At 49.6% G+C, this 17,355-nt stretch carries 16 protein-coding genes; 5 read left to right on the top strand and 11 right to left on the bottom strand.

Annotated elements, in window-relative coordinates; translation table 11 throughout:
* Positions 1-31: 31 nt before the first annotated feature.
* The 5 genes from dcd (at position 32) to RYZ26_RS08310 (ending at position 5,112) form a co-directional block, all read left to right on the top strand.
* The gene (gene dcd, locus RYZ26_RS08330) at positions 32-586 is read left to right on the top strand and encodes a dCTP deaminase (protein WP_317682729.1); all 555 of its coding nucleotides are present in this window, start codon (positions 32-34) and stop codon (positions 584-586) included.
* A gap of 12 nt (positions 587-598) precedes the next feature.
* A complete protein-coding gene (gene murA, locus RYZ26_RS08325; protein WP_317682728.1) occupies positions 599-1,894 on the top strand; it encodes a UDP-N-acetylglucosamine 1-carboxyvinyltransferase in 1,296 nt (431 codons plus the stop codon).
* Positions 1,895-1,908: 14 nt separating this feature from the next.
* The gene (hisG, locus tag RYZ26_RS08320) at positions 1,909-2,577 is read left to right on the top strand and encodes an ATP phosphoribosyltransferase (RefSeq protein WP_317682727.1); all 669 of its coding nucleotides are present in this window, start codon (positions 1,909-1,911) and stop codon (positions 2,575-2,577) included.
* A complete protein-coding gene (hisD, locus tag RYZ26_RS08315) occupies positions 2,561-3,859 on the top strand; it encodes a histidinol dehydrogenase (RefSeq protein ID WP_317682726.1) in 1,299 nt (432 codons plus the stop codon). The genes hisG and hisD overlap by 17 nt, the downstream gene beginning before the upstream one ends.
* A gap of 182 nt (positions 3,860-4,041) precedes the next feature.
* Positions 4,042-5,112 (top strand): hypothetical protein, encoded by a 1,071-nt coding sequence (locus tag RYZ26_RS08310; protein WP_317682725.1) that lies wholly within the window; start codon positions 4,042-4,044, stop codon positions 5,110-5,112.
* On the opposite strand, the gene RYZ26_RS08305 is transcribed toward RYZ26_RS08310, so the two are convergent.
* The 11 genes from RYZ26_RS08305 to RYZ26_RS08255 form a co-directional block, all read right to left on the bottom strand.
* Positions 5,088-6,425, bottom strand: a complete 1,338-nt coding sequence (locus RYZ26_RS08305) for a class I SAM-dependent methyltransferase (RefSeq protein WP_317682724.1) — start codon at positions 6,423-6,425, stop codon at positions 5,088-5,090. The genes RYZ26_RS08310 and RYZ26_RS08305 overlap by 25 nt on opposite strands.
* 9 nt (positions 6,426-6,434) lie before the next feature.
* Positions 6,435-7,334 (bottom strand): tyrosine-type recombinase/integrase, encoded by a 900-nt coding sequence (locus RYZ26_RS08300; protein WP_317682723.1) that lies wholly within the window; start codon positions 7,332-7,334, stop codon positions 6,435-6,437.
* Positions 7,335-7,582: 248 nt separating this feature from the next.
* Positions 7,583-9,340 (bottom strand): HlyD family type I secretion periplasmic adaptor subunit, encoded by a 1,758-nt coding sequence (locus RYZ26_RS08295; protein ID WP_317682722.1) that lies wholly within the window; start codon positions 9,338-9,340, stop codon positions 7,583-7,585.
* The gene (locus RYZ26_RS08290) at positions 9,340-11,562 is read right to left on the bottom strand and encodes a peptidase domain-containing ABC transporter (RefSeq protein ID WP_317682721.1); all 2,223 of its coding nucleotides are present in this window, start codon (positions 11,560-11,562) and stop codon (positions 9,340-9,342) included. Before RYZ26_RS08290 ends, RYZ26_RS08295 begins: the two co-directional genes overlap by 1 nt.
* A gap of 99 nt (positions 11,563-11,661) precedes the next feature.
* Positions 11,662-12,900, bottom strand: coding sequence for a hypothetical protein (locus RYZ26_RS08285; protein WP_317682720.1), 1,239 nt, complete (start codon positions 12,898-12,900; stop codon positions 11,662-11,664).
* A gap of 211 nt (positions 12,901-13,111) precedes the next feature.
* Positions 13,112-13,729: an urease accessory protein UreG gene (gene ureG / locus RYZ26_RS08280; protein ID WP_317682719.1), complete on the bottom strand. Its 618-nt coding sequence runs from the start codon at positions 13,727-13,729 to the stop codon at positions 13,112-13,114.
* A complete protein-coding gene (locus tag RYZ26_RS08275) occupies positions 13,726-14,418 on the bottom strand; it encodes an urease accessory protein UreF (protein ID WP_317682718.1) in 693 nt (230 codons plus the stop codon). Before RYZ26_RS08275 ends, ureG begins: the two co-directional genes overlap by 4 nt.
* Positions 14,405-14,869: an urease accessory protein UreE gene (locus tag RYZ26_RS08270; protein WP_317682717.1), complete on the bottom strand. Its 465-nt coding sequence runs from the start codon at positions 14,867-14,869 to the stop codon at positions 14,405-14,407. The genes RYZ26_RS08275 and RYZ26_RS08270 overlap by 14 nt, the downstream gene beginning before the upstream one ends.
* 145 nt (positions 14,870-15,014) lie before the next feature.
* The gene (gene ureC / locus RYZ26_RS08265; RefSeq protein WP_317682716.1) at positions 15,015-16,724 is read right to left on the bottom strand and encodes an urease subunit alpha; all 1,710 of its coding nucleotides are present in this window, start codon (positions 16,722-16,724) and stop codon (positions 15,015-15,017) included.
* Between the two features lie 3 nt (positions 16,725-16,727).
* Positions 16,728-17,039: an urease subunit beta gene (locus tag RYZ26_RS08260; RefSeq protein ID WP_317682715.1), complete on the bottom strand. Its 312-nt coding sequence runs from the start codon at positions 17,037-17,039 to the stop codon at positions 16,728-16,730.
* A 13-nt stretch (positions 17,040-17,052) separates the two neighbouring features.
* Complete coding sequence (locus RYZ26_RS08255) at positions 17,053-17,355, bottom strand: urease subunit gamma (protein WP_317682714.1); 303 nt, start codon at positions 17,353-17,355, stop codon at positions 17,053-17,055.

Below are 17,355 nucleotides of genomic sequence, written 5' to 3'. Positions count from 1 at the left end.
CACACTCGCATCAATTGGGGGAAGACCCGACATGTCCGTATTGCCTGATAAATGGATCCGTGAACGCGCACTCAAAGACGGGATGATTGAACCGTTTGTCGATGGGTTGAACCGCGACGGTGTCATTTCCTATGGCTTGTCTTCCTATGGCTATGATGCGCGCGTTTCCAGCGATTTTAAAATCTTCTCCAACGTTGATGCCGCGACCGTTGATCCCAAAAATTTTGATGATGACTGTTTCATCACCCGGGACCAGGACTGCGTCATCATTCCGCCCAACAGCTTTGCGCTTGCCCATACGGTTGAATATTTCCGCATCCCACGCGACACATTGGTCATTTGTCTGGGCAAATCCACTTATGCGCGTTGCGGCATCATCGTAAATGTCACGCCGCTGGAACCGGAATGGGAAGGTCATGTGACGCTGGAATTTTCAAACACTACCCCGCTGCCTGCGAAAATCTATGCCAATGAGGGCGCCTGCCAGTTCATCTTCTTAAAAGCCGATGAAGTGTGCGAAACCTCTTACGCTGATCGCAAGGGCAAATATATGGGTCAACGCGGCGTTACCCTGCCGAAACTTTAAGGAACAAAAATAATGGACAGAATTCACATTCGTGGTGGCGTTCCGCTACGAGGGTCCATCCGCATTGGCGGTGCCAAAAACGCTGCACTGCCCCTCATGGCTGCGTGCCTGTTGAGCGAAGAAACACTGACACTTTCCAATCTGCCCCATCTGGTGGACATCACCACCATGACACACCTGCTTGCAGAATTGGGCGTGGAAGTCGGCATGAACGGTCATGCGCCCAACGGCGGACATATCGGTCGTGTGTTTGAACTGACAGCCCATGATGTGGGCAAGACTGTTGCCCCTTATGATGTGGTACGCAAGATGCGCGCATCCGTTCTGGTGTTAGGTCCATTACTGGCGCGTTACGGCAAAGGCAAAGTGTCCCTGCCCGGTGGCTGTGCCATTGGCACCCGCCCGGTTGATATTCACCTCTCAGCCCTAGAACAGATGGGCGCGAAAATTGATCTGAAAGAAGGTTATATTGTTGCCGAAGCCCCCGAAGGCCTGCAAGGCACGCACATTACCTTCCCGATGGTTTCGGTTGGGGCGACAGAAAACCTGTTAATGGCAGCCACCTTGGCAAAGGGCGAAACAGTGCTTTCCAATTCAGCGCGCGAACCGGAAATCACCGATCTTGCCAACTGTTTGGTTGCCATGGGCGCGAAGATCGAAGGCATCGGAAGCGATACCTTGCGTGTTCAAGGTGTTGAAAAACTCCATGCTGCTGAATATTCCGTTCTGCCGGATCGTATTGAGACTGGGTCTTACGCGGTGGCTGCCGCCATTACGGGCGGTGACATCACACTGACCGGCACGCGCATGGACCTGATCGAATCTGTGGCTGAGATGATGATGAAATGCGGTGTCAAATTTGAAGAAGTTGAAGACGGCATCCGTGTCTGGCGCGATGGGCCGCTTAAAGGGGTGGATGTGATGACCGAACCTTATCCGGCCTTCCCCACTGACATGCAGGCCCAGATCATGGTGATGATGACGCTGGCTGATGGGGCTTCCATGATCACCGAATCGATCTTTGAAAATCGCTTCATGCATGTACCGGAACTGTCACGCATGGGCGCAGATGTGAACGTCCATGGCCGTTCTGCCATCGTGCGGGGCGTGGAAAAGCTCTCTGGTGCCCCCGTTATGGCAACTGATTTGCGTGCATCCATGTCTTTGGTGCTGGCAGGGCTTGCAGCAGAGGGTGAAACCATAGTAAACCGCGTCTATCATTTGGACCGGGGTTATGAAGCTTTGGAACAAAAACTTTCAGCATGCGGTGCGATTATTGAACGTGAAAAAGGCGCACCCGCAGAATAAGTGGATAAAGACACATGTCTGAACAAGAAAAACTCGTTATTGCTCTGCCCAAGGGTCGCATTCTTGAAGAAGTAATGCCCCTGGTGCAAAAAGCCGGGATCGAACCTGAGCCTGCCTTTTTTGATTCCAAATCCCGCCTGCTGAAATTCGCCACCAACCATGATCATATCGAGATTGTGCGCGTACGTTCGTTTGATGTTGCCACCTTCGTTGCTTTTGGTGCCGCACAAATCGGCGTGTGCGGCGGTGATGTTCTGCTGGAATTTGACTACCCGGAAATTTACGCCCCGCTTGATCTGGATATCGGATACTGCCGCATCTGCGTGGCAGAACCGAAAGACCTGTCTGAAGGCGATGATCCCAGCCGCTGGTCCCACGTGCGTGTCGCGACCAAATACCCCAACATCACCAGCAAGTATTTTGCAAAACGCGGCGTGCAGGCTGAATGTATTAAACTGAACGGTGCGATGGAACTGGCCCCGAACATGGGTCTGTGTTCGCGCATTGTCGATCTGGTTTCCACAGGCTCCACACTGAAAGCCAATGGGCTGGTCGAGGTCGAACAGATTTGTGAAATCACATCGCGTCTGGCGGTCAACCGCACCGCGCTCAAGACCCGCTCAGAAGAGATTAAAAACTGGATCGAAAAATTCCGCGAGGCCGTCAATGACGTTTCGTCTTAAAACCACACAGGCTGATTTCGAAGCCCAATTCACTGCGCTCCTTTCTGCAAAACGCGAAGATGCACCGGACGTGAACAAAATCGTTGAAGATATCCTGATGGATGTCAAAAAACGCGGTGATAAGGCCGTGGTCGAATATACCAACAAGTTCGACCGCATGGATATTTCTACAGATGCGCTTGCCATCACCGCAGATGAAATGGATGCGGAAATCGCTAAAGTTTCTGAGGACGCCATGGACGCGCTAAAGGTTGCCTCAGACCGCATCAAGGCTTTCCATGCCAAGCAACTGCCGGAAGATCTGGACTACACAGACGAAGCAGGCGTGCGTCTCGGCTATCGTTGGAAACCTGTACAGGCCGCAGGCCTTTATGTCCCCGGCGGCACAGCTGCCTACCCATCCTCCGTTCTGATGAACGCCATCCCGGCCAAGGTCGCGGGCGTAGACCGTCTGGTCATGGTCGTCCCCACACCGGATGGGGTGTTGAACCCGCTGGTCATGGCCGCTGCACGTCTTTCCGGTGTAGATGAAATTTACCGCATTGGCGGGGCACAGGCTGTGGGCGCACTGGCTTACGGGACTGAAACCATCAAGCCGGTTGATATCATCGTTGGCCCGGGCAATGCTTTCGTGGCCGCAGCGAAACGTCAGGTCTTCGGCACCGTCGGCATTGATATGATCGCCGGCCCTTCTGAAATTCTGGTCATTGCGGATAATAAAAATGATCCGGCATGGATTGCTGCTGATCTTTTAAGTCAGGCAGAACACGATACAGCCGCCCAATCCATCCTGATTACGGATGATGCCGATTACGCCGAAGCGGTCGAAAAAGCGGTCGAAGCTCACCTGGAAACGCTGCCTCGCGCCGATATTGCACGTAAAAGCTGGGACGACCACGGCGCCTTCATCGTGGTCAAAGACTGGGTCGAAGCTGTTCAACTGACAGACCGTATCGCCCCGGAACACCTGGAACTGGCCGTCGATAACCCCGATGCGCTTGAACAGCAAATCCGCAACGCCGGTGCCGTCTTCATGGGGCGCTACACCCCAGAAGCCATCGGCGATTATGTCGCAGGCCCCAACCACGTCCTGCCCACCGCGCGCTCTGCGCGCTTCTCCTCGGGCCTTGGTGTGCTCAACTTCATGAAACGCAACAGCCTTATTCAGTGTGATGCGGCAAGTTTGAATAATATTGGTCCAGCTGCGGTGACACTGGCCAAGGAAGAAGGGCTGGATGCGCACGGGTTGTCTGTGGCAATCAGGCTGAATGTAGAGCGGTAAATACTAAGTTTCAGATTCAAGAAAGTCCCTGCTCATTCAATATGAGTAGTTTTTTTGTTATCACACACCGTACTTACGTGACTTATCGCTCCAAACACAACTAAAAATTATTGCACCTTAAGAATTCACATAATAGTATGTTATCAAGTTTAGAATGTAATTAGATGTGATAACTACGAATTATGATGATCGATAAAGGCGCTGAACTCTTTTATTTATTATTGGTTTTAAGCAGCATTCTTCTTTTAGGAGGATTTTGGAAAAGATTCCAATCCTCAGCAGATAATTTATTTGATAAATCTCGTTGGCAGCGAATAACGCCACTTGTTATAAAAATTGCTCAAATAGCACTAATTAAGTTTTCTAAATTTCCGCATTTTACATATACAGTTACGCCAAGAGATTTAATGGCCACCCCCTTTGGGGAAACAATGATTATCAAGAATATCTGTCGAGTTGCTCTCTTCCTATTCTTGATTTACGGTTGTTACACTGCAATGATCTTGTTCTTTACTAGAGCTGTAGACCCTAGTTTAATTTCATCTGGTAAATTGGTGCCTTTGGAGTTTCTTCAGGATTGGAAAGAAAGAGTCTTTTTCTCTTCAATACTGATATCAATAAATGTCGTGACAGATACAATTTCACTAGCATTTACTTTGTCAAATTTTTCTTATGCGAGATCACATTTTCTAAGAAAGAACAATCTTAACGCAGCAGGAAGAATTGTATGGGATGGCATAATTGCAACGACCTGCTTTATAGGTTCTCAATTAGTTTCAAACTCTCTTTATCCAATGTCAGTTCATGGTGTTGAGGGCCCAAATTTTGATACTATATTTTCGCTAGAAACTGTTTTTAAACCATATGCCATCGTAAAAAATGTAACGGATCACGGAATTGAATTTTTTGATTTTACTGTTTGCGGGCAATTATTCCTAACTGGCACAGTATTTATGCCAACGATCCTTCTTTTTCTGATTGTCCTTATACTTCTTATAATTAACGTGATTGCTAAATGTATTATGTTTTTATCGGCGAACTTTTCAAACTGCAACGATGCAGACAGAAAAGCTGAGAGAGCAATGATTCTCCCTGATCAGTTAGCAGGAAGGGAATGGAGAAAGGACAATCATGAAGCAAAGAGAATTGTTATGTGTAAAAAACGAGCAGCAAAAGTATCAGGAACTTTTGCATTGCAGTTTTTTTCCGCTCTTTCAGTTCTCTTAGTTTATGATTTATTTTTTAAATCATGATGTGTCATTTTTTTGAAAACGAACTGGCATACATCGTTTGACCGAATATGGCGATGAAATACTGTCTGGAAACTTGATAAATAAAGATGCCAAATTCGTAGATTTCGTTTAACAAGATCATCAAGGGTTTCGGGGTCAAACTGCTCATCATTTGGTTCAAGGTCTTGCAGTAACTTCTCTTCTACAAGTGAGTAACAAGAATCAAATTTTTCTATGAGGTTGGCATCCCACGATTTTAATGTTTGGATATAATTTTCACCATTGTGAATATGTACCGCATAAGGTTGTAAGCCGTTCTTTGCTGCGGCAGATAATATCTCAGCTACTTCCGGAATGTACCCGTTAGGAAAAATATGCTTATCAATCCATTTATGAGGCAAGTTCGGTTCATGGGTAACCATACTGTGTATAAGTGCTATTCCATCATTTTTTAATAATCGGCTAATGTTTTTGAAATAGTCCGAATATCCCAATTTTCCAACGTGCTCTAGCATTCCCACGCTGCATATTCGATCAAAACATTTTTCTTTACTCATAACGTAGTTTCGAAAATCTTGCTCTTGAAAGTTTAATCTATCAGATATGTCTTTATCTAATTTTTCCTTCCATTCATTCGCATATTTGATCTGATGTTTTGCAATAGAAATTCCAGTGATTGTTGCTTTAGTTTCTTCCGCAATCTTGATAGCTGTCGCCCCCCATCCGCAACCAATATCTAAAATCTGTGCATTATAACTTTTTGGTATCTCAAGCCGCTTAATAATTGTTTCTAACTTATATTGTTGTGCTTCATCTAATGTCATATTTTGATTTTTAAAAAAAGCACATGAATAGAGCATGCTTTGACCAATAACTAACTCATAGAACTTATCTACGAAGTTGTAATGGTGCCTTACTTTTAATTTAGATGATTTTTGATATAGGCTTTGGCTAAGATAAAATATTGGCTTTGCGAGCACTGAGAATAATTTTTGTCCAAAACCATTATTAAATTTTGATTTAGTTGATACAAAGATAATAAAATCAGACAACGCTTGGTCCTCGCAAGACCAATTTCCATTTATATATTCTTCACATCCATAATAATCAGGATCTATTATAATTCTAATTAGGGAGCTTAATTTGGGTGGCGTAATTTTAAATGCAGGTTTTCCTCTACCTATAGTCCGTTGTTCATCAGGGAAATTTAAAGTAATTGCTTCTTGGTCAAAATATCTTTCTAATATTCTTGAAACCAACTGTTTTTCCCAATTACTCCAATGGACTTTTTTTCCTTCAAACTTCCATGTTCTATTTAAATCAATCTGATTCATAATTCGTAGTTATGACGTCTTCTTCAATCCCTCCCTTACATTTCCATCCAGCAATGCAGCTTTAAGGCTGTTCTCAGACACATGGGTGTAAATCTCTGTCGTCGATAAACTCGCATGACCCAACAATCTCTGGACGAAGCGGATGTCTACGCCGTTTTCTAACAGGAGGGTTGCGGCGCTGTGGCGGAACATGTGGGGGGTGAGGCGTTGGGTGAGGCCGATTTCTTTGGTGAACTGGTGGAGTTTGCGGCGGATATAGTCAGGCCTCACACCATTGCCGTTTGCGGTGACCAGTAATCTGGCGGACACTTGGGGAATTTTGTCTCGGCGGGTCAGGTAAAAATCCAGCAGGCCCTGCAGCTCATCGCTCAGGATGAAGGCGGTGCGTTCCCTGGCGCCTTTGCCGGAGACCCGGATGGTGCAGGCGCCAAAATCGATATCTTCCAGCTTGATGTTGCAAAGCTCGCTAATGCGCATACCCGTGGCGATCAACAGTTCGAGCGCAAGGCGCAGGGTTTGGCGATCCATACTATGGGCTGGGTCCGTGCGATCCAAGGCACCAAAAACCTGTTTGAGATGGTTCTGGCCGATGTTTCTTGGTAGACGTTTAGGCAGCTTGATCGACAATTTAAGTCCATGAAAAGGCGTCACCTCAATCACCCCTTCTTCTTCCAGCCAGCGGCAAAAAACTTTCACGCAAGCCAGGTGTCGCCGCCGACTGGAAGCTGACAGACCTGCCTGTTGCAGATCGTCCACCCAGTCTTTGATGTGCGAGGCTTCAAGGGCCTCCACTGCCACATCGCGTCTTAAACAAAAGGCCTGAAACTTCGCAAGATCGCGTTCATAAGCACGCAGCGTATGGGCTGAGAGTTCTTTTCTACGACAATTTTGCAGAAACTGTTCCCTCACCTGCTCAAACATTCTTTTTTATCCCGTTGTAAAAGGACAAAAAATGCCTGTTCTTCCTTCTTTTGTAAACTTGCGCTGCTTCATATTATTTCTAATTTTCGTTGAATTTCAAACAATTAGCACAATGCCGAGACAAAATCATAAAGTTATTCAACCTTGAAACGCAGCACAATTCCTCACGTTTCAACAGACCCCAAAAATGATCTTCTACGCACAATTGAAAGACAGAAAACCCCCAAAAAAAGCAATTAAGAGGGTTCTGTAAAGCTGGTTTCAATGGTCCTGATCACCGGATAGATGAAATATGTGATCAGACGACGACGCCCGACACGAATGTCACCCGTCAGCAACATCCCCGGCACCAGTCGGAAATCTTCCGGCAGGTCATGCAGGTTGTTGGCCTGAATTTCTGCGTGGATACGATAAAAAGTCCCCTTATCCCCGGTCAGCGATTCATCGACCGTATCTTCGGAAATAAAGGTAATTTCGCCTTCCAGATCACCATGTTTTTGATAGGGAATGGCATCCAGCTTGACCGACATTTCAGCCCCCGGGAAGAGGTTACTGATGTCACGCGGATCAATGTCGATCTCCACATTCAGCGGCACATTACTCGGCACCAGCGTCATGACGGTCGCACCTTCTTTCACCACGCCGCCTTCATAGAGGTTTTCAAGGGCAATGATCACCCCATCAGCCGGTGCTAGAATTTCGATATTTTCACGCTGACGACGTAACTTGACAAGGCTTTCCGTCTTGCCGTCACGCTCACTCGTCGCTTCGGAAAGCTCTTTACCAATGCCAGAGAACCATTCGCTGACAAACGCTTGTTTCTTGGCTTTCAGAGAATTGATCTCACCACGCAACGTGTTCATCGAGTTCTTGAGCTCGGAAAGCTCTCGTTCCGCAATCAGTCGTTCATTACGCGCCTGCAGATAATTAACTTCTGAGCCGATCTTCTTATCAAACAGTTTTTTACGCGCCGCTTCCAGCTGTCTTTTGATTTTCAGTTGCTGTTCTGCCAAAGCCGCATCGCTGCGCGCAGAATAAAGCTTGGAAGACGCATTTTTCGCATCCTGATCAAAGGACGTGATACGTGACTTATATTCTTCCTGACGATTGAGATAAATATCACGCTGAATCGCGCTTGGAATATCGTCGGCAATTTCCACACCCAACTGGTTCATCTCCGCCTGCAGACGGAATATTTCGGCATCCAGAAGGTCAACCTCCTGTTCTGCGCGGGTGAGATCAGACTGGGCAAAGGTCGCATCCAGCGTGACCAGCACCTCGCCTTTCGTCACCGCCTTACCGACGGTGCTATGAACCGTTTTCACCATGGCGCTACCAGTCGATTGAACTTCAATGGTCGGCACTGTGGTGGTCAGACGACCACGAGCAGAAACCGTGGTATCAATCACAGACAGGCTCGCCCAGACAATAAAGCCGATAAAGACACCGAGAATACCCAAAAAGGACATACTGATAACACGAGGCAGCCCTTGATGCTCCACGGCTTCAGCGCCCGATCTGAACTCATCCACGATAGCTTCATCATCCGGTTTCCAAAGACGCCAGGATTGTTTTTCCTGAGTTTTGGCGGCTTCCACCGTGTCGTCTGGGTCATTGGAAAAAGAACTGCCTTCCAGGCTTTTGTTAGACGTGCGCACATAACTTGCCAGACGGTACATCATGTTCATGGCAACTTCAGGCGTTTTCTTGATGTGGTTCATCAGTGCCTGTTCATCAATTTCACGCACAATCACATCTGTTGCTGCACGGGCTGAAGCACTTCTGGGCGACTTGTCAATCAGGGCCATTTCCCCAAAGAGGGTGCCTTCTTCCAGCTTCTTAAGGGTAATAAACTTCCCGCCGGACAGCTTGCAGACTTCCACTTCGCCAGAGACAATTACATAGGCATAGCTTCCGACTTCACCTTCCTGGAAGATAAAGTCCCCGGCCGCATAGCGTCTTTCATTTTCAGGGAGAGAATTAGGCGTATTCATCAGGCGTCTCCCTTGCTTGTTGTTGTCGGTTGCGCAGCACGTCTACGTGCCCCCCATCCGCGTTTGGCAGGCTGGGTTGGCTTTTGCTCCGCCCCGACCAAATGCAGTTCACGCCTCCACATGGCAGCGTAGGTGCCGTCGTTTTTGATCAGATCATCATGGTTTCCGCTTTCCACCAGCTTGCCATCATCCATCACCAAGATCTGATCACATTCACGGGCATGGGAAATCCGGTGTGCAATCAGGATCAGAGTTCGCCCGGCGGCAATATCCGGCATTTTTTTGCGCACTTCGGTTTCCGTATCCAGATCAAAATGCGCGAGTGCTTCGTCCAAAATCAGAACACGAGGGTTGCGGATCAAAGCGCGCGCCAACGCAATCTTGTGACGCACACCATCTGACAAGTTAACACCACCTTCTTCAATCTCTGTCTCAAAACCTTCGGGCAGCTGATCTACATCTACATCCAAACCAACAAGTTCCGCTGCCCAGGACACACGGGCAGCACCGCAACCAGGATAAGGCTGCATAATATTATCGCGAATGGTCCCACGGAAAAAATGCGGGGTCTGGGTCACACAGCAAACATTATAGCGCAGGTGCGGCAGATCAATCAGGCGCACATCCTGCCCATCGATTTCCACACTCCCTGCCTGCGGTCGAACAATCCCCTGAATCAAGCGAGAGATCGTTGTTTTACCTGACCCTGTTGGTCCAACAATGGCCACTTTTTGACGAGGTTGAATGTTAAAAGTGACATCACTGAGAGATTTGGCTGCATCTTCATAGCCAAAGGAAACATTATGGAAAGAAACATTACCCAAAAAGTCCGGCACCGCACCACGGCGACGCATCTCGCCGCGAGTATTCATAACAGATCCAATGCTATCCACTGCACGGGTTACTTTTTCAACGTCCGTGACAAGAGTAACCAGCTGCACCAGGGGCCCGGTCACTTTACCCGCCAACATGTTCACACCGATCAAAACACCCGCGCTAAGCTCACCAGCAAAGACGAGCTGTACCCCGATAAAAATCACCGCAACGGTCATCAGTTGCTGGAGTGTGGAGCCAATATTCTGGGTAATGGCGTTGGAACTGCCAAGCTTTAAATGCGCAACCGTATGTTCAGAGATTGCATCTTCCCAGTTTTTCTTTTGCACAGGCTCCAAAGCCAGGGTCTTGATGGTTTCAATCCCGGTAATGGAATCCATCAGGATTGACTGCTTGCGGCCATCGGCACTACTGGCGCGTTGCAAACGGCGTTTTTGCAGTTTGGAAGCAATGATTACATTGGCAGAAATCGCCAGTGAGAACAAAATCACCACACCACACAAAAGTGGGCTGTACATAAACAGGATCGGGACAAAGACCAGCAGGGAAGTTGCATCCAAAACCGCGCCAAAGAAGCGCCCGGTCAGGGCTTGTCGCAGGGAAATGGTTTGCTGCAGGGTCTTTGAAACTTCCGGGATTGATCGTTTCTGAAAATAAGTCAGCGGTAGATCAAGCAGCTTGGAAAAGAGCTTGGCATTCAGCCGCACATCCACTTTGCCGGATGCAAACAGCACGATATATTGGCGCAGATAACCCAGAAACCCATTAAACACATAGGCAAGAATAATGCCTGATGTTATGACATAAAGGGTGGAGGTTGCTTCAAAGTTCACCACCTTATCCAGCACGATCATGATAAAGACGGCAGGCAACACCGCAAAGACATGCAGGATCAAAGAAATCACCACCAATTGTCCCATCAGGGATTTATGGCGGAAATAACCGGCCATCAGCCAGGAAAAATCAAACGGGCGGTCTTCATCCATCATATCGTATTTACGTTTGATAAGGATGGCTTCCCCGCCCCAATATTTCAGGAAGGTCGATTTTTCAACGGTCTCAATTTCTGGCGTCGCGGCAGAAGGATCGATAATTTTAACGCCCGCGACTTTATCTGACCCTTCTTCAAAATCCAGCGCGCTCAGGATCACACAGCGTCCATTGCGCAGACGCATCACAATGGGGAATGCGTCTTTCACCTTGTTCAGTTTATCAATGGAAAGATTGGCAATCTTAGCCGTCAGCCCATTTTCCTGTGCAATACGGACAAGCGTTTCGTTATCGGCTTCATCTTCCTGAATATTGAAAGTATGAACCAATGTATCGACGTTAAGATCTATGCCCCGTTGCCGTGCAGCAAGGACCATACTCTTTAATGCAGTGTGCATATTCCCTCAAAAGACCCGTTTGAAGTTATTGGTATTATTGTAGCTATATCAAGCAGGTAAGAAAAGGGAGAACTCATTACAAGTTCTCCCTTTGCTGTTTTAAACGACGTCTGTGTCATCGCCTTCAGGTGGTGGTGGCATATCGCCGCCATCCATGCCGCCTTCTGGTGGTGGCATGTCACCTTCTGGTGCACCATCTGTCATATGCTCGTCATGCGCTGCGCCCATCGCATCATCCATGGCCGCCATCGCAGGATCTTCCGGCGGTGGCATATCACCTTCTGGTGGCGGCGGTGGTGCAGCCGCAAACGGATCACCTGCAGGTGGTGCAGAACCATCATCTGGCGGCGGTGCATCAAAGACAGGTACATCACCATCATCCGGACCCAGAGCAGCGTTGCCGTCACCCCATCCGCCTGTGTCACCTTCCGGTGGAGGCATGTCGCCCTCTGGCGGTGGCATGTCGCCTTCAGGTGGAGGCATGTCGCCTTCTGGCGGAGGCATATCGCCTTCCGGCGGTGGCATATCGCCTTCCGGCGGTGGCATATCGCCTTCCGGCGGTGGCATACCACCTTCTGGCGGAGGCATATCACCTTCCGGAGGAGGCATACCACCTTCCGGCGGTGGCATATCGCCTTCCGGCGGTGGCATATCGCCTTCCGGCGGTGGCATATCGCCTTCCGGCGGTGGCATATCGCCTTCCGGCGGAGGCATATCCCCTTCCGGCGGAGGCATATCCCCTTCCGGCGGAGGCATATCCCCTTCCGGCGGAGGCATATCCCCTTCCGGCGGAGGCATATCTCCTTCCGGAGGAGGCATACCGCCTTCCGGCGGTGGCATACCACCTTCCGGAGGAGGCATGCCACCTTCCGGCGGTGGCAGCTCGCCTGCCGGCGGTGGCATATCGCCTTCCGGCGGTGGCATATCGCCTTCCGGCGGTGGCATATCGCCTTCCGGCGGTGGCATATCGCCTTCCGGCGGAGGCATATCGCCTTCCGGCGGAGGCATATCGCCTTCCGGCGGAGGCATATCACCTTCGCCTGGTGGTGGCCCATCCGGTGCAACAGCGTCCATGCCTGCACTAAAGGCTTCTTCCGGTGATCCACCACCTTCTAATGTCTGATTAAAAGCAGCTTCAAAATCTGCTGCACCCGCTTCGAATTCTTCTTGCGGCATGCCCATTTCTTCTGCCACGCCTGCTGCGGCGTCCATTGCGGCCCCTAAAGCTTCTTCAGGACTAGCGCCCCCATCCATCGCTTCTTTAAACGCTGCGCCAGCTGCATCGGCTAAAGGATCGCCTTCCGGTGGCATGCCACCGTCCATTGGTTCATCTGCCATGTCTATCTTTCCCCGTGCTTGAGTTACAAAACACGTAACGCCCTTCTGGTGATACGTGAGAGTACGTATAAAAAAGGTAGGGATTAAATAGGGGTATTACCAGTGCGCAAAAGTATTATATTTCTATAGTTAAGAGCAACACCTACTATTATTACCAAAAGTTTCATGATTATAATAATTATATAACAAAATTGCCCAATTAACGTGCATTTCAGGCAATTTTTTGAACACCGCCAGATTCTAATATAAACTCGACAATCTCTTTAACGCCTTGTCCTGCCTTAAGATTCGAAAACAAGAAAGGCCGAGTCCCGCGCATACGCTTACTATCAGACTCCATAACATCCAGATTTGCACCTACAAGCGGTGCGAGGTCTGTCTTGTTGATAATCAACAGATCGGAACGTGTAATACCGGGTCCGCCTTTACGGGGAATTTTTTCACCCGCAGACACGTCAATCACATAAATCGTGATGTCTGCAAGCTCTGGTGAAAAGGTCGCAGCCAGATTATCCCCACCGGATTCCACAAAGATCACATCCAGGTTGGGAAATTTATCACACATATCTTCAATGGCCGCCAAATTGATTGATGCATCTTCGCGAATGGCCGTATGCGGACAACCGCCTGTTTCCACCCCTGCAATCCGTTCGGCAGGCAACGCACCCGTTTCGGTCAGGATACGCTGGTCTTCCTTGGTGAAGATGTCATTGGTAATGGCAGCAATATCATACGTGCCCCACATTTCTTTACACAGCGCTTCCAGCAAAGCAGTTTTACCGGAACCGACAGGCCCGCCGACACCGACGCGAAAAGGTGATGTGCTCATGATCTGAATAACCTCGTATATTGTGTTTCATGTTGCATGGATGTCCAGTCGATCACAGGCGCACTGGATCCAATATCTTTAAAATCGGTCTTAAGGGCAGAGGTAGCGGCTTCTTCAACGGCCCCTTCCAACCCCATCAAAGCTTTTTGCCCCGCAGTCTGCCCCAAGGGCACAAGACGAACGCCCGCAGAAATCAGGTTGGCCGCAAAGGCATGCAGGTAGGCGACAAGAGCAGGCTGACAGTCAATATCCTGAAAAGCAGCCACCGCGCCGACGATCACCGGGTAAGCCGCCAGTTGATCTTGTTCTTTCAACAAAGATGCAAACTGTTCCAGTTCAGGTGACGGCATGACGTCTAACAAAATAGTCAGAAAGGCCCGGCCCTGCGCTTCACCTTCCAGCGTCATTTCAGATGTGGGTCGCATGGCGTTGGCATAACTGTTCAGCTCTGCCAACCCGTCAAGATCGCCCTGATCGGCCAGCTCCCAGGCGCGGCAAAAAAACATGCCGTCCGTATGACCTGCGCCAAACAGCAACGCCCCTTCCGTCCAGTTCTGTAAAGTTTCACCAGACGTCACCAACCCGTCTTCGATGGCAAATTCCACGCCGTGAGAATAAGTGTAGGCCCCCACGGGAAAGCTGGGCGACAAATAAGTCATCAGACGCAGGAGACCATTAGTGGTGAGCATGCCCGTGTCCCCCGCCAGCTTTATAAGCCCCCGGTTCCGGGGCAAAGGCCGCCGTTTTCTTTTCACACGCCCCACCCAATACTTCGATCATATGCTCAAGCACATGGTCATAACGCAGGCGCATTTTACCATCTGCCAAAATCTGAATCGGCATATGGCGATTACCGATATGCCAGGCGATGCGGGCAGTGGCCTCGATATCTTTGGGTGTTACCTCCAGCACATCTTCCAGCGCCGCTTTCACCATAATGGTTTTGCCATCTTCCAGTTCCAGCAAATCCCCTTCTGCCAGATAGGTGGCTTGGGCAAGATCCAACAGGAAGTCTTCGCCATTATCTGCTGTCATTTTAATACGGCGACGATGACGATCATCATAAGCCAGCGTCACTGTTGAAATGACGGGCAGAACGGTCGCATCCGGGCTTGCATGGTGAATGGTTGCACGTTTCATTTTAAATTCCTTTTTCCAAAACTGTCATCCCGCACATATTGCGGGACAATCCGTTGAAGCAAAAACGATCAAAACCGAGTTTGCATATTCAGGTTGTCCCGGAATAAATCCGGGATGACAGTTTGGTTTTTGTATTCCCATCCAATCAAAACAGAAAATACCGCTGAGCCATAGGCACTTCGGTGGCGGGCTGACAGGTCAGCACTTCCCCATCTGCTTTTACTTCGTAGGTTTCCGTATCCACTGTGACTTCAGGTGCGTAATCATTGAGCTTCATATCCGCCTTGGAAATATTGCGGCAATTGGCAACAGGCAGGACCTGCTTTTTCAAACCAATAGCCGAAGCGATATCCGCATCTACCGCTGCTTGCGACGCAAAGGTCACGGCTGAATTGGTCAGGGATTTGCCAAAGCTGCCAAACATGGGGCGATAATGAACAGGTTGTGGCGTCGGGATTGATGCATTCGGATCGCCCATGGCCGCGCCAACAATAGTGCCGCACTTCAGGATGATATCCGGTTTTACACCAAAAAACATAGGTTTCCAGAACACCAGATCCGCAAGTTTGCCCACTTCAATCGATCCCACATGATCCGAGATCCCATGGGTCACCGCCGGGTTGATGGTGTATTTAGCGATATAGCGTTTGGCGCGGAAGTTATCGTTGCCTGCGCCATCACCGGAGAGGCAACCGCGTTGCTTCTTCATCTTATCCGCTGTCTGCCAGGTGCGTGTGATGACTTCGCCCACACGGCCCATGGCCTGACTGTCGGATGAAATCATGGAGAATGCACCGAGATCATGCAGAATATCTTCCGCTGCGATGGTTTCACGACGAATGCGGCTTTCCGCAAAAGCCACATCTTCCGGGATATTGCTATCTAAGTGGTGGCAGACCATCAGCATGTCGAGATGCTCATCAATAGTATTGATGGTAAAGGGGCGTGTCGGGTTGGTCGAAGACGGCAGCACATTTGCTTCGCCACACAGTTTAATAATGTCAGGCGCGTGCCCGCCACCGGCCCCTTCGGTGTGGAAGGTGTGGATGGTGCGCCCGTTGATTGCAGCAGCCGTATGTTCCACAAAGCCGGACTCGTTCAGTGTGTCGGTGTGAATAGCAACCTGAACGTCCATGTCATCAGCCACTGACAAACAGGTATCAATCGCAGACGGTGTCGTGCCCCAATCTTCATGCAGCTTGAGACCTATGGCCCCAGCATTCACCTGTTCCACCAGACTGTCGGGTTTTGAGGCATTACCTTTGCCGAAGAACCCAAGATTAACGGGCATGGCTTCGGCCGCCTGCATCATGCGCGCCATATGCCATGGACCCGGTGTACAAGTGGTGGCATAAGTCCCTTCGGCAGGTCCTGTGCCGCCGCCCATCATGGTCGTAATCCCGCTATAAAGCGCATCTTCGATCTGTTGCGGGCAAATCCAGTGGATATGGGCGTCAATGCCGCCTGCGGTCACGATGCGTCCTTCACCTGCAATGGCTTCGGTACCCGGACCGACAATGATATCAACATCGGGCTGCACATCCGGGTTCCCGGCCTTGCCAATTCCAACGATCTTGCCATCCTTAATGCCGATATCTGCCTTGACGATCCCCCAGTAATCCAGAATAAGCGCATTGGTGATGACCGTATCCACAGCCCCACCTACGCGCGTCACCTGCGACTGGCCCATGCCATCACGAATAACCTTGCCGCCGCCGAATTTGACTTCTTCACCGTAAGTGGTGAAATCCTTCTCCACCTCGATCAACAGGTCGGTGTCAGCCAGACGGACACGATCCCCTGTGGTCGGGCCATACATGGCGGCATATTCAGAACGATTGATTTCATAAGCCATGATTTAACCCTCCAGCGGTCCATTGATTTTTGCATTAAAGCCATAGATATCGCCGCTGCCTGCATAGGCCACCAGATTAACCTCGCGCGATTGCCCCGGCTCGAAGCGCACCGCTGTACCTGCCGGGATATCAAGACGGAAACCACGTGCAGCTTCACGGTCAAACTCCAGACCGGAATTGGTTTCATAGAAATGATAGTGACTGCCGACCTGAATAGGGCGATCCCCTGTGTTGGCGACTTTGATGGTTTTTGTTGCGCGACCTTCATTCAAGGTCAATGTGCCGTCGGCTGTAATAACTTCACCGGGTTTCATGATTGACCTCTCTTTATCGAATGGGGTTATGGACGGTAACGAGCTTGGTGCCATCCGGGAAAGTGGCTTCCACCTGGATTTCATGGACCATCTCAGCAATGCCATCCATGACCTGATCGCGGCTCAAAACCTCACCACCATCACGCATCAATTCTCCAACCGTCTTGCCATCACGCGCGCCTTCGACCACAAAATCGGTGATCAGGGCGATGGCTTCCGGATGGTTCAGCTTCACGCCGCGTTCCAGCCTTCGCCGGGCCACATTGGCGGCCATGGCGACCAAAAGTTTATCTTTTTCCCGTGGTGTTAAATGCAC

This window comes from Terasakiella sediminum (assembly GCF_033100395.1).
Classification (GTDB): domain Bacteria; phylum Pseudomonadota; class Alphaproteobacteria; order Rhodospirillales; family Terasakiellaceae; genus Terasakiella.
Note: the sequence above shows the minus strand (reverse complement) of the source record. Positions and strands in the feature narration are given on the sequence as shown.

What these genes read in the sequence shown, in the direction of transcription:
- RYZ26_RS08260 (WP_317682715.1), bottom strand. Translation starts at nt 17,039, where the DNA reads ATGAAACCCGGTGAAGTTATTACAGCCGACGGCACATTGACCTTGAAT.
- RYZ26_RS08270 (WP_317682717.1), bottom strand. Translation starts at nt 14,869, where the DNA reads ATGAAACGTGCAACCATTCACCATGCAAGCCCGGATGCGACCGTTCTG.
- RYZ26_RS08285 (WP_317682720.1), bottom strand. Translation starts at nt 12,900, where the DNA reads ATGGCAGATGAACCAATGGACGGTGGCATGCCACCGGAAGGCGATCCT.
- ureC (WP_317682716.1), bottom strand. Translation starts at nt 16,724, where the DNA reads ATGGCTTATGAAATCAATCGTTCTGAATATGCCGCCATGTATGGCCCG.
- RYZ26_RS08275 (WP_317682718.1), bottom strand. Translation starts at nt 14,418, where the DNA reads ATGCTCACCACTAATGGTCTCCTGCGTCTGATGACTTATTTGTCGCCC.
- RYZ26_RS08295 (WP_317682722.1), bottom strand. Translation starts at nt 9,340, where the DNA reads ATGAATACGCCTAATTCTCTCCCTGAAAATGAAAGACGCTATGCGGCC.
- dcd (WP_317682729.1), top strand. Translation starts at nt 32, where the DNA reads ATGTCCGTATTGCCTGATAAATGGATCCGTGAACGCGCACTCAAAGAC.
- hisG (WP_317682727.1), top strand. Translation starts at nt 1,909, where the DNA reads ATGTCTGAACAAGAAAAACTCGTTATTGCTCTGCCCAAGGGTCGCATT.
- RYZ26_RS08290 (WP_317682721.1), bottom strand. Translation starts at nt 11,562, where the DNA reads ATGCACACTGCATTAAAGAGTATGGTCCTTGCTGCACGGCAACGGGGC.
- RYZ26_RS08305 (WP_317682724.1), bottom strand. Translation starts at nt 6,425, where the DNA reads ATGAATCAGATTGATTTAAATAGAACATGGAAGTTTGAAGGAAAAAAA.
- RYZ26_RS08310 (WP_317682725.1), top strand. Translation starts at nt 4,042, where the DNA reads ATGATGATCGATAAAGGCGCTGAACTCTTTTATTTATTATTGGTTTTA.
- murA (WP_317682728.1), top strand. Translation starts at nt 599, where the DNA reads ATGGACAGAATTCACATTCGTGGTGGCGTTCCGCTACGAGGGTCCATC.
- hisD (WP_317682726.1), top strand. Translation starts at nt 2,561, where the DNA reads ATGACGTTTCGTCTTAAAACCACACAGGCTGATTTCGAAGCCCAATTC.
- ureG (WP_317682719.1), bottom strand. Translation starts at nt 13,729, where the DNA reads ATGAGCACATCACCTTTTCGCGTCGGTGTCGGCGGGCCTGTCGGTTCC.